The sequence below is a fragment of the Patulibacter defluvii genome (assembly GCF_034096925.1).
GTDB lineage: Bacteria > Actinomycetota > Thermoleophilia > Solirubrobacterales > Solirubrobacteraceae > Patulibacter > Patulibacter defluvii.
On record NZ_JAWZSQ010000032.1, the window covers coordinates 1 to 12,179 of the forward strand.

The following is a 12,179-nucleotide window of genomic DNA, read 5'->3' on the forward strand; positions in this document are numbered from 1 at the left end:
GCGCGGCGGGCGCGCAGGCGGACGACCCGGCGGGCCGCCGCACGGTGAGCGGCGAGGGCGGCACCCGGCGGGCGCTGCTGGCCGGGGCGGTGGCGGGCGGCGGGGCGCTGCTGGCCCCGGCGACGGTCGCCGGTCGCCTGCTGCCCGATCCGACGGCCTGGCGTCCGCGGCGGCCGCTGGCCCGCGGCGGGCGGTTCGCCCAGGGGGTGATGTCGGGGCAGCCGGACGTCCGCGGGATCACGCTCTGGACCCAGCTGGAGCGGCCGGAGCTGCCGGGCGCGCTGGAGCTGGAGGTGGCGCGCGACCCGGGCTTCTCACGGGTCGTGCAGCGGGCGCGGGTGCCGGTGCGGGCGAACGCGGCGGGGACGGCGAGCGCGCGGGTCGAGGGCCCGATGCTGCGTCCCCACGAGCAGTACTGGTACCGGTTCGCGACCGCCGACGGCAGCTCGCCGGTGGGGCGCTTCCGGACCCTGCCGCCGGCCGACTCGGCGACGCCGGTCCGGATCGGCTTCTGGTCGTGCCAGATGTACTTCATGGGCTTCTTCACCGGCCAGGCGGCGCTGGCCGAGGAGGACCTGGACCTGGTGGTCTGCCTGGGCGACTACGTCTACGACACCTACCTGGACCTGACCCGGCGCGAGCCGCGGCCGGCGGGCGGTGCGGGGTCGGCGCGGACGCTGCCCGAGTACCGGGCCAAGTACGCGGTCTACCGCAGCGACGCCGACCTGCGACGGATGCACGCCCGGCACGCCTTCGTGCCGGTCTGGGACGACCACGAAGTGGCGAACGACTACGACGGCGAGGGCGTCGACGGCGAGGGCGGTCCGGCGTTCGCGGCCCGGCGGGCGGCGGCCTACCGGGCCTGGTTCGAGCACATGCCGGTCGAGCAGCGGCCGGGGGCGGCGCCGCGCGTCCACCGGCGGCTGCGGATCGGCCGCCTGCTCGACCTCTTCCTGCTCGACACCCGTCAGTACGCGCGGCCGGGCGGGACGCTGCTGGGCGAGCAGCAGCGGCGCTGGCTGCTCGAAGGCCTGACCGGCAGCCGCGCGGCCTGGAAGCTGCTCGGCAACCCGGTGATGCTGATGGACATGGCGAACACGATCGACGGGGCGGTGATCGGGGCGCCCAAGCACTCCTGGCAGGCCCATCCCGGCGAGCGGCGCCTGGTCGGGGAGACGCTGCGGGCGCGCGGCGTCCAGGACGTCGTCTCGATCGCCGGCGACGCCCACGCCTTCTACGCGGGCACGGCGACCACCGAGGGCGGCAGCCGTGGCATTCCCTTCGCCACCGAGGTCGTGGCCGGGACGATGGCGGCCTCGAACCTGGCCACCTCGGCCCTCGAGCTGCTCTCCCCGCTGACCGGGCCGTTGGCCGGCGGACTCGGCCTGGCCGCCAACCCGCACCTGGTCTTCTCCGACGCGGCGACCCACGGCTACGCCGTCGTCGAGGCCCGCCGCGACGAGCTGCGGGTGGCCCTGCGCGCCGTCGACACCATCCTCCGCCCGACGGCGAGCGTCCGGACCCTGGCGAGCTTCCGCGTCCCGCGGGGGAGGGTGGCGGTCGAGCGGGTGGGGTAGGAGCCGGGGCCAGCCACCCGGTCGCCCGCCCGCCCCGGCCCGATGCGACGTTCCGGTCGTTCGGCGTCCGGAAGGTCACATTGGCCGCGCCGCGCGGCCGGTCGGTGGGGCGCGCGTCTTGGGCGTGGGGTGCGGGAGCTGGGTCCCGCGCGGCCGCGGTGGCTGGCGGGCTCGCCGCGCCTGGCGGTCGCCGTGCTTGGACTGGCACTGACGGGAGGGGCGGACGGCCGCGGCTGCTCGGGCCGGAGTGGGTGGCCGGTCTCCTCCGCCACCCGATACGACGTTCCGGTCGTTCGGCGTCCGAAACGTCACATTGGGCGCGGGGGGGGGAACGCCACACCGGGGCCTCCTCCCGCCGCCCACTCCCACCTTCCGGTCGCGCAGCGACCGAAAGGTCACATCGGCCGGCCGCGCGGCCGGCCACCCGATCCGGCTCGAACGTCCACGTCCACCCGTCCCTCCTCAGTGCCAGCCCGAGCACGGCCGCAGCCCCGGGAAGCCCGTGGTCGGCCAGCGCGGCCCCGCCTACTCCCACGTTCCGGTCGTCCAGCGTCCGAAACGTCACATCGGGCGCGTGGGGGGCGAACGCCACACGGGGGCCTCTCCCGCCGCCCACTCCCACCTTCCGGTCGCTCAGCGACCGGAACGTCAAAGCGGGCCGGCCCGAGAACCCCCTAGACCTCCAGCACCACCTTGCCGACCGCCCGCCGCTCGTCGAGCGTCTTCAGGGCGTCGACGGCCTGCTCGAGCGGGAAGCGGGCACCGATCGGGGGATCGATGGCGCCGGCGTCGATCAGCTTGGCGATCTCGGCGCCGATGGTCGGGCCGAGGGTGCGGTCGCGGAAGAGCCACTCGCCCCAGGCCGCGCCGAGCACCTCGGTGTTGCCCAGCAGCAGCCGGTTGACGCGGACGGTCGGGATCTCGCCGCCGGTGAAGCCGACCACGGCCAGGCGGCCGGCCGGTCGCAGCGAGCGGAGGCTGTCGGTGAAGCGGTCGCCGCCGACCGGGTCGATGATCAGGTCGACGCCGCCGCCGGACAGCTCCTTGACCTCGTCCTTCCAGGGACCGTCGGAGCGAACGACCTCGTCGGCGCCGGCCGCGCGCGCGATCCGCTCCTTCTCGTCGCTCGAGACGACCGCGAAGGTCCGCGCGCCGAGGCCCTTGGCCACCTGCAGCGTCGCCGTCCCGACTCCGCCGGCCGCCCCGTGGACCAGCACCGACTCGCCCGCCTGCAGCCGCCCGCGGGTGACCAGAGCGAACCAGGCCGTGTGGTAGTTGAGGATCAGCGCGGCGGCCTGGGCGTCGTCGAGCCGGTCGGGCACCGCGAAGGTCAGGTCCGGCGCCGCCACGGCCACCTCGGACCAGCCGCCGAGCATGCAGAACGCCGCCACCCGCTGGCCCGGCTCGAAGCCCGAGCCGGCCGGCGCGCTGCGGACCACGCCACCGACCTCGCTGCCCGGGACGAACGGCAGCGGCGGCTTCATCTGGTACATGCCGCGCGTCTGCAGCAGCTCGGGGAACGAGACCCCCGCCGCGCCGACCTCGACCACCACGCCCTCGCCGCCGAGCACGTTGTCGCCCGGCCCCGGCTCGGGCAGGTCGACCAGCTTCAGGGCCGTGTCCGGGCCGGTGAGCTCGGTGATCTGCTGTGCCCTCATCCTGCGCTCCCTCTCGGTCTTGGGCGCGACGCGCGCCTGCCCGGTACCAGGCAGTACCGGAAGCTATCGCACGCTCGCGGCGGGCCGTCGCCGGCCACCGCTCACTGCTCGTAGTCCTCGACCGTCTCGGCGTCGCGGATCCGGGCCTCGTCGGGATCGAAGCCGGCCTCGCGCCGCGCACGTCGCTGGCGGAGCAGGTCCCAGAGCCGGTCGAGCTGGACCTCGAGCGCCTCGCGGCGGGCGTGCTCTTCGTCGCTCAGTCCCTCGCCGGCGTGGGAGCGGAGCAGCGCCTGCTCCTCCTCGATCAGCGTCTCGATGCGGTCGTGCAATCCCTGATCGTCCATGGCCCGACGCTACCGGACCCCGCCCGCGCGGCCGCCCCGTTGCCGGATATCGACCACCTCGACCCTCGCACGAGGGTTCGGGTCGGGCCGCGTCCTCAGTCCCAGGGCAGGGTGTAGAGCTTGGTCACGCTCATCGCCCGGACCGCCTCGCGGATGCCCTCCTTGACACCCAGGCCGCTGTCGCCTACGCCGCCGAACGGCGTCAGGTCGGTGCGGTACCCGGGCATCTCGCGGACGTTGACCGTGCCCGCCCGCAGCTCGCGGACGCAGCGCATCGCCGCCTGCAGGTCACGGGTGCAGACGCCGGAGGAGAGCGCGTAGGGCGTGGCGTTGGCGACCGCGATCGCGTCGTCCAGATCGGCCACCCGGACCACGGGAGCGACCGGGCCGAAGGTCTCCTCGCGCACCAGCGCGGCGTCGCGCGGCACCTGGTCGAGCACGGCCGGCGTCAGCAGCGCCCCGTCGCGCTCGCCGCCGGTCAGCCGCCGCGCGCCCGCCGCCGTCGCGGCCGCGATCCGCTCCTCCACCACCGCCGCCGCCTCGGCGCTGATCAGCGGCCCGACGTCGGTGCGCTCGTCGGCCGGGTCGCCGACGCTCAGCGCCCGCGTCCGGGCGACGATCCGCTCGACCAGTGCGTCGGCGATCGGCTCGGCGGCCAGGATCCGCTTGACCGCGGTGCAGCGCTGGCCGCCGCTGCGGAAGGCGCCCGTCACCGCCAGCGCCGCCGCCTCGTCGAGGTCGGCGTCGGCCAGCACGATCAGCGGGTCGTTGCCGCCCAGCTCCAGCATCGCCCGCCGGTAGCCGAGCCGGTCCGCGATCGCCTTGCCGACCGCGACGCTGCCGGTGAAGGCCAGCACCGCCACCCGCGGCTCGGCCAGCGCCTCTTCGAGGAACTCTTCCGGGTCGGCGGCGAGGACGGTCGCGGCGGCGGCCGGGACCCCGGCCTCGGCCACGATCGCGCCCAGCCGCAGGCCGCTCAGCGGCGTCCGCTCGGAGGGCTTGACGACGATCGGCGCCCCGGCCGCGATCGCCGGCGCCAGCTTGTGCGCGACCTGGTTCAGCGGCAGGTTGAAGGGCGTGATCGCCGCCACCAGCCCGGCCGGCTGTTGGAGCGTGTGGGCCCGGCGGTCGCGGCCGTCGGCGGTGATGTCGCCGGCGAAGCTCTCGCCGCGGTCGACCAGCGCCTCGGCCGCGGCGAAGCGGAAGACCGCCGCCGTCCGCGCCGCCTCGGTCCGCGTGTCCTTCAGCGCCAGCCCCGACTCGGCGGTGATCCCGCGGGCCAGCGATTCCCGCTGCCGCTCGACGGCGTCGGCGATCGCGTGCAGCCACCGCGACCGCTGGTGGCGGCTGGCCGGCGGCTCCGCGGCCCGCTCGGCCCCGCGGGCGAGCGCCGCCCGGACCGCCGCGCGGTCGGCCAGCGGCGCCTCGCCGACGATCGCCCCGTCGTAGGGGCTGCGGACGGTCAGCGAGGCGGGCGCGCTCATGGCTCGCATCATCGCGCCGCGGCCGCCGCGGCCGTTTCCCGCTAGCCCGCGACCCCCGGCACCGCGCTGGCCGGGTCGACCCCGGAGAAGGCGAGGCCGATCACGAAGCCGGCGACCTCCTCCAGCTGGCGGGCGCGAGCCAGCGGACCGAGCACCGCCGGCCGTCCGCCGAGGTCGCCGATCAGCGCCGCCACCGCGTCGAGCGCCGCCGGCTCGTCGCCGCAGATCGCCACCGTCGGCCCCGGCTCGTCGGCGGCCCGCGGCGTCGTCCACGCGCTCGACGGGAACAGGTGCAGCGCCTTCACCACCTGGGCCCCGGGCGCCAGCGCCGCCACCCGCTCGGCGGCCGACGTCCCGGCCGCCGGCAGCAGCACGCCGACGCCGTGCTCGACCGCGTTGGTGCAGTCGATCAGCGGCGTCCCGGCCAGCGCGCCCTCCGGTCCGCCGGCCTGGCGCAGGATCTCCTCGACGCCCTCCCAGAGCACCGCCAGCAGCACCGCGTCGCGGCCGGCAACCGCCTCTCGCGGGGTGGCCGCGCCGACGCCGGCGCCCAGCCGCTCGGCCAGCGCCCGCGCCCGCTGCTCGCTGCGGCCGCCGATCGTCACGCCGTGGCCGCGGGCGGCCCAGGCCGCGCCCAGCGCCGCCGCCATCGTCCCCGTCCCCAGGATCCCGATCCTCATCGTCCCGCTCCTCGTGTCGCTGGTTCGAGCCGACGACGGTAGGCGGGCCGTTGCGCACCGAACGGTGCGCGACGGAGCTGCGACGATCACCCCGATGCCCGACTGCGACGAGCTGGTGGCCGACTGCCGGGTGCGGACCGGCACCGACCTGCTCGCGCACCGCTGGGACCCGGTGGCGCTCGCGGCCCTGCGGCCCGGCCCCTGCCGCCGCGCCGCCCTCCGCGACGCGATCGGCGGGATCAGCGACAAGGCCCTGACCGAGACGCTGCGGCGGCTGCGCGACGCCGGGCTGGTCGAGCGGCGGGCCTACGCCGAGGCCCCGCCGCGGGTCGAGTACGGGCTGACCGCGCTCGGGGCCAGCCTGGTCGACGGCCCGCTGGCGGCGCTCGGCCGCTGGGCGGCCGAGCACGGCGACGAGCTGCTGGCCGCCCGCGAGGCCGCGGCCGCCGCTCAGGCCCGCGGCGCCGGCACCAGCAGGTCGCCGTCGACCTGGGCCAGCGACGAGCAGCCGCACATCGCCAGCGACAGGTCGAGGTCGGCCAGCAGCGAGCGGACGACCTCGCGCACGCCGTCCTGACCGCCGAGCGCCAGGCCCCAGACGTAGGGCCGCGCGATCAGGACCGCGCGGGCGCCGAGCGCCAGCGCCTTCAGCACGTCCGATCCGGTCCGCACGCCGCTGTCCATCAGCACCGGCACGCTGGCCGGGACCGCGTCGACCACCGCCGGCAGCTGGTCGAGCGCCGCCGCCGAGCCGTCGACCTGGCGCCCGCCGTGGTTCGAGACCACGATCCCGTCGATCCCCAGCTCGACCGCGCGCCGCGCGTCGTCGGGGTGCAGGACTCCCTTGACCAGCAGCGGCAGCCCGGTCTCCGAGCGCAGCGCGGCCAGGTCGTCCCAGCTCATCTGCGGGTTGGGGAAGGTCTGGGCCCACTGCTGGATCGCCAGCTGCGGGTTCTCCTCCGGCGGCTCGGCCAGCTTCGACCGGAAGACCGGATCGGCGGTGTAGTTGGCGATCCCCTCGCCGAGCAGGAACGGCAGGTAGGCCTGGGCGATGTCGCGCGGGCGCCAGGGCATCGTCAGCGTGTCGAGGGTGACGACGATCGCCTCGTTGCCCGCGGCCTCGGCCCGCTGGACCAGGCTGCGGCGGACCTCGGGGTCGTTCGGCGGGTAGAGCTGGAACCAGCGCGGGGCGTCGGGCTGGGCGGCGGCGACGTCCTCGATCGTCGACGAGGCGGCGTTGCTGAGGCAGGTGGCGACGCCGATCTCGTTCGCCGCCCGGGCCACGGCCAGCTCGCCCTCGGGGTGGACGATGCTGAGCACGCCGACCGGGCCGAGCACGATCGGGGCGCTGAGGGTGGTGTCGCAGACCGTCGTGGTCAGGTCGCGCTGGCCGACCTCGCCGAGCATCCGCGGCAGCAGCCGGTGGCGGTCGAACGCGGCCCGGTTGGCGCGCATCGTGCGCTCCTCGCCGGCGCCCCCGGCCACGTAGCCGTAGGCGGCGTCGGACAGCTCCTGGCGGGCCCGCTCCTGGAGCCCGTCGAAGGTCGTCGGCAGGGTCGGCTTCTCGCCGCCGAGGCCGCGGCCGTAGACCTCGAACTGGTAGATGCCGAACGGCAGGGACGGAGTGGACATCGCGCTTCCTCGGGACGGGTCGTTGGCCCTGACGGGCGGTGTTGCAGGGCTGTAACCTAGTCGACGGAGAGGCGTCCGGGGAGGGCGCTTCCCGCCTGGCACCGGATCGGCTCCGGGCCGAGACCGACGAAGGGTCCCATGCGCGTTCCACCGATGACCGGGCCGATCGCCCGGCTGCTGCCCGCGGTCCTGACCGGCCTGGCGCTGACCGCGCCCGCGGCCACCGCCGCCCCGGCCTACGCGCCGGTCGACCGTCCCGGGCCGCCGCTGCGGGTGCCGGCGGCGACCCTCGACGCGGCGCTCAGCTGCAGCGGCGGCATCGACCGCGCCACCCGCGCGCCGGTCCTGCTCGTCCACGGCACCAACGCCAACGCGACCGCCAACTGGTCGTTCACCTACCAGCCCGCGCTGCGCGCCCGCGGGGTGCCGTGGTGCGCGGTCGAGCTGCCGGACTGGGGGACGAACGACATCCAGCGCAACGGCGAGTACGTGGTGCGGGCGATCCGCACGATCCACCGCCGCGCCGGCCGCCGGATCAGCATCATCGGCGCCAGCCAGGGCGGGATGCTGCCGCGCTGGGCGCTGCGCTTCTGGCCCGACGTGCGGCCGATGGTCGACGACCTGATCGGCCTGGCGCCCTCGAACCACGGCACCAGCGTCTTCCGCGACGAGTGCGCCGCCGGCGGCTGCAAGCCGGCCGAGTGGCAGCAGCGCGACCGCTCGGCCTTCATCACCGCCCTCAACAGCGGCCAGGAGACCTTCCCCGGGATCTCCTACACGAACGTCTACACCCACAGCGACCAGACGGTCCAGCCGAACCTCGACGACCACGGCAGCTCGTCGCTGCACGGCGGCGGCGGGCGGATCGCCAACGTCGCGATCCAGGAGATCTGCCCGGCGGCCTTCTCCGAGCACCTGACGACCAGCGCCACCGACGGCACCGCCTACGCGCTGGCGATCGACGCGCTCGAGCACGACGGCCCCGCCTCACGCGAGCGGGTCGGCGCCCACGGCTGCAACCAGCCGCCGATTCCGAACGCCGATCCGCTCGGCCTGATCCTCTACCTGCCGACGCTGCTGAGCGGGGCGGGGGCGACCGGCGCCGTCGCCAGCGAGCCGCCGCTGGCCTGCTACGTCACGGCCAGCTGCCCGGGCGACGCGCCGCCGGCCGCGCCGGCCCCGACCCCGACCCCGGCGCTGCGGCTGAGCGTCCGTCCGCGGACGCTGGTGGCTGGCCGCACGGCGCCGGTCCGGATCCGGGTTCGCGACGCCGCCGGCGCCCCCGTCGCCGGCGCCCGGGTGCGGCTGGCCGGGGCCCGCGCCCGCAGCGACCGCCACGGCCGCGCGCTGCTGCGGGTCCGGGTCGCCCGTCCCGGCCGCCGGACCGCGCGGGCGGCCAAGCCCGGCTGGCGGTCGGCGACGGTCGTCGTCCGGGTCCGCCCGGTCGCGCGACGTTAACCTCGCGTTCACGGTGGGAGAGGAGAGGGACGGGATGAGCGGACGGACGAGCGGGCGGCGGTCAGCGCTGACGGCGGCCCTGGCGGCGGCGCTGGCGCTGCCGGCGACGGCCCCGGCGGCGGTCGTCGACGGGCCGCTGAAGGGGCCGGCCGGGACCAGCCGCAGCAAGGTGCTGGTGATCGGGCTCGACGGCACCCGCTGGGAGGACCTGACGAAGCTGATGGGGGAGGGCCGGCTGCCGAACCTGAAGTCGCTCGTCGACCGCGGCTTCGGCACCAGCACGCTGCTCCAGTACGCGCCGCCGCAGGCCTACACGATGAGCGCGGTCGGCTGGACGACGATCGCCAGCGGGGTCTGGCCGGCCAAGCACGGCGTCGTCGGGCTCTTCAACAACGACGCGCTGCAGGACGGCAAGAACGGCTACGTCGACTTCCTGACCCGGATCGAGCGGACGCGGCCGTCGCTGAGCACCTTCTCGGTCAGCGACTGGGGCAACCTCGGCCTGCACCAGAACGGCGGGCCGATCTTCGGCGACCAGATCGACGTCAAGCACGCGGCCAGCGCGGCCGACACGATCGCCGCCTACGACGCCGAGGACCAGATCTCGACCGACCTCGCCGCCGCCTACCTGCGCAGCGGCAACCCCGACGCCGGCTTCGTCTACCTGGGCGTGATCGACGAGAGCGGCCACGCCGAGGGCACCCTCGGCCCGGCCTACCGCGACGCGATGCTGCGGACCGACCGCCGCGTCGGCACGCTGCTGCGGGCGATCGACGGGCGACCGACCGCCGCCCGCGAGCAGTGGACGGTGATCGTCGTCACCGACCACGGCCAGAAGCCGATGGACCAGGGCTCGATCTTCATCCACGGCGGCGACAGCGAGGTCGAGCGGACCTCGTTCGTGATCGCCGCCGGTCCCGGCGTCCCGCGCCGCCAGACGCCCGACACGATCAAGGTCGTCGACATCGCCCCGACGGTGCTGCACCAGCTGCGGCTGCCGGTCGACCCGGCCTGGAACCTGGACGGCCGCTCGTTCGTGCCGACGCCGGTCCCGCCCGACCCCGAGCCGCCGCTGCCGCCCGCCGATCCGGCCGCCCGCGCGCGGCTGACCGGCGGCGGCGTCCGCCCCGCGCTGACGCTGACCGTGACCGCGGCCGACGGCGCCTCGGCGCTGCGCAGCCTGCGGGTGCGGCTGCCGGCCGGGGTCCGGATGCACGGCGGCTCGCGACGGCTGATCGCCCGCGGCGACGGCCGTGCGCTGTCGGCGGCCCGCAAGCGGGTCGGCCGCCGCACGCTGGTGGTGCGAGCGCGCGGCGGCGTCACCCGCACGCTCTCGCTGCGGACGCGCGCCGGCGGGCTGCGGCTGACCGCGGCGGGACGGCGGACGGCCCGGCGCGGCGGGCGCTTCACGGTCCGGGCGACGGCGACCACGGTCGACGGTCGCACCCTGCCGCTGCGGCTGCGGTTGCGACTGCGGCGATGAGTTCGGCCGCCGGCGGCGGTCTCTGCCCTCGACGACGACGAGCGCGAGGTGCAGGATGCCGCTGGTGGACGAACAGACGTTGACGGAGGACCCGATCCCGACCCCGACCCCGGTCTCGACCGGGCCGCCGGCGATCCGGTTGCGAGGGGTGGTCAAGCGCTTCGGGGCGCTGACGGCGGTCGCCGGGCTCGACCTGGAGCTGCCGGCCGGCACCTGCGTCGGCCTGCTCGGCCCCAACGGCGCCGGCAAGTCGACGACGATGAAGCTGCTGACCGCGCAGGCGATCGCCGACGAGGGCGAGCTCGAGGTGCTCGGCTTCCGGCTGCCCGGCGACTCGAAGCAGGCGCGGGCCCAGATGGGCGTGGTCCCGCAGCTGGACAACCTCGACGTCTCGCTGACCGTCGAGCAGAACCTGCTGGTCTTCGCCCACCTGTACCGGGTGCCGAAGGCCCGCCGCGGCGGCGCGATCGACCGCGCGCTGGCGATCGCCAACCTGACCGAGCGGCGGACGGCGAAGGTCGACGAGCTGAGCGGTGGGATGCGGCGGCGGCTGCTGATCGCGCGGGCGCTGCTGCACGAGCCGCGGCTGATCCTGCTCGACGAGCCGACCGTCGGGCTCGATCCGCAGGTCCGCCAGGAGCTGTGGGCGCTGATCGACCGGCTGCGCTCCGAGGGCGTCTCGATCCTGATGAGCACCCACTACATCGAGGAGGCCGAGCGGCTCTGCGACAGCGTCACGATCATGTCGCACGGCAGCGCGGTCGCGGTCGGCCCGCCGCAGGCGCTGATCGCCGAGCACGCCGGCGCCGACGCGCTCGAGGTCTACGGCTCGCCGGCGCGGCTGGGCGAGGTCGAGGCGCTGGCCCGCGACCGCGGTTGGCGGACCCGCCGCACGGGGACCTCGGTGGCGGTGCTCGGGGCCGGTGCGGCGGCCGACGGCGTGCTCGAGGGCGAGCGGCGGACCACCAACCTGGAGGACGTCTTCGTGCTCCTGACCGGCGAGGAGATCTCCTGATGGCCACCACGACCACGACCGCCGCGGCTCCGGCCCGCCGGCTCGGGCGCCTGGAGCGGGTCGCCGTCCGCGGGGTGATGGTCCGCGAGATCGTCAACTTCAGCTCCTTCTGGCGCTCGTCGACCTTCTCCTCGACCGTCGACCCGACGATCTACCTGCTGGCCTTCGGCTTCGGCTTCGGCTCGCTGGTCTCGACCGTCGCCGGCTACGACTACATCGACTTCGTCGGGACCGGGATCGTCGCCACCACGGTGCTCTTCTCGGGCGCCTTCCCGGCGATGTACTCGACCTTCGTCAAGTACCAGTTCCAGCACACCTACGACGCGATCCTGGCCGCCCCCGTCGACACCGAGGAGCTGGTCACCGCCGAGGCGCTGTGGATCGCCGCCCGCACCGGCACCTACGGCTGCGTGCCGATGCTGGTGGCGGTCGTCTTCGGGCTCGATCCCAGCTGGGGGATGCTGCTGGTGCCGCTGATCGCCGCCCTCGCCGGCTACGGCTGGGCCAGCTTCGGGATCTTCATCGCGGCCAAGGCGAAGACGATCGAGAGCTTCTCCTACTGGCAGAGCGGGCTGCTGACGCCGCTGTTCCTCGTCGCCGGCACCTTCTTCCCGCTGACCGAGCTGCCGCAGTGGGCGCGGATCGCCGGCAACGTCAACCCGCTCTACCACTGCGTCGAGCTGGTCCGCCACGCCGTCTTCGGCTTCGAGGGCTGGGTCGACGTCGGCCACCTGGCGTTCCTGCTGGCCTTCGCGCTGATCGCCTGGCGGCTGGCCGTCCGCTTCATGGAGCGGCGCCTGATCGCCTGACCGCGCGCGGTGCCGCACGCCTGGGGCCGGCTGGTCGAT

Annotated in this window: 10 protein-coding genes and 1 pseudogene; 6 read left to right on the plus strand and 5 right to left on the minus strand. The window is 75.7% G+C overall.

The window, feature by feature from the left end:
- The coding region (locus SH587_RS22350) for an alkaline phosphatase D family protein (protein WP_320672875.1) at nt 1–1,577 on the plus strand (1,577 nt) is incomplete at its 5' end.
- A gap of 674 nt (nt 1,578–2,251) precedes the next feature.
- Here the strand turns inward: SH587_RS22350 and SH587_RS22355 are convergent.
- From SH587_RS22355 to SH587_RS22370, 4 genes are all read right to left on the minus strand, one after another.
- Nucleotides 2,252–3,235 (minus strand): NADPH:quinone oxidoreductase family protein, encoded by a 984-nt coding sequence (locus SH587_RS22355; RefSeq protein ID WP_320672876.1) that lies wholly within the window; start codon nt 3,233–3,235, stop codon nt 2,252–2,254.
- Between the two features lie 101 nt (nt 3,236–3,336).
- Nucleotides 3,337–3,579 carry a DUF2630 family protein gene (locus tag SH587_RS22360; RefSeq protein ID WP_320672877.1) on the minus strand — a complete coding sequence of 81 codons (243 nt, stop codon included), beginning with the start codon at nt 3,577–3,579 and terminating at the stop codon, nt 3,337–3,339.
- Between the two features lie 95 nt (nt 3,580–3,674).
- Nucleotides 3,675–5,063: an aldehyde dehydrogenase family protein gene (locus SH587_RS22365; protein ID WP_320672878.1), complete on the minus strand. Its 1,389-nt coding sequence runs from the start codon at nt 5,061–5,063 to the stop codon at nt 3,675–3,677.
- A gap of 41 nt (nt 5,064–5,104) precedes the next feature.
- Nucleotides 5,105–5,743, minus strand: a complete 639-nt coding sequence (locus tag SH587_RS22370; protein ID WP_375341804.1) for an NADPH-dependent F420 reductase — start codon at nt 5,741–5,743, stop codon at nt 5,105–5,107.
- A 94-nt stretch (nt 5,744–5,837) separates the two neighbouring features.
- Here SH587_RS22370 and SH587_RS22375 point away from each other — a divergent pair.
- Nucleotides 5,838–6,188 (plus strand): annotated as a pseudogene (locus SH587_RS22375) (winged helix-turn-helix transcriptional regulator); the annotation flags it as partial.
- A 5-nt stretch (nt 6,189–6,193) separates the two neighbouring features.
- On the opposite strand, the gene SH587_RS22380 reads toward SH587_RS22375, so the two are convergent.
- Nucleotides 6,194–7,375, minus strand: a complete 1,182-nt coding sequence (locus tag SH587_RS22380) for an alpha-hydroxy-acid oxidizing protein (RefSeq protein ID WP_320672880.1) — start codon at nt 7,373–7,375, stop codon at nt 6,194–6,196.
- 138 nt (nt 7,376–7,513) lie between these two features.
- Here SH587_RS22380 and SH587_RS22385 point away from each other — a divergent pair, with 138 nt between their 5' ends.
- Genes SH587_RS22385 through SH587_RS22400 form a run of 4 tightly spaced genes read left to right on the plus strand, consistent with a single transcriptional unit; the run spans nt 7,514 to nt 12,140 of the window.
- On the plus strand, nt 7,514–8,833 hold the full coding sequence (locus tag SH587_RS22385; RefSeq protein ID WP_320672881.1) for a hypothetical protein: 1,320 nt from the start codon (nt 7,514–7,516) through the stop codon (nt 8,831–8,833).
- Between the two features lie 34 nt (nt 8,834–8,867).
- Nucleotides 8,868–10,316, plus strand: a complete 1,449-nt coding sequence (locus SH587_RS22390) for an alkaline phosphatase family protein (RefSeq protein WP_320672882.1) — start codon at nt 8,868–8,870, stop codon at nt 10,314–10,316.
- Between the two features lie 55 nt (nt 10,317–10,371).
- Nucleotides 10,372–11,331, plus strand: coding sequence for an ABC transporter ATP-binding protein (locus SH587_RS22395; RefSeq protein WP_320672883.1), 960 nt, complete (start codon nt 10,372–10,374; stop codon nt 11,329–11,331).
- Nucleotides 11,331–12,140, plus strand: a complete 810-nt coding sequence (locus SH587_RS22400) for an ABC transporter permease (protein WP_320672884.1) — start codon at nt 11,331–11,333, stop codon at nt 12,138–12,140. Before SH587_RS22395 ends, SH587_RS22400 begins: the two co-directional genes overlap by 1 nt.
- Nucleotides 12,141–12,179 lie beyond the last annotated feature (39 nt).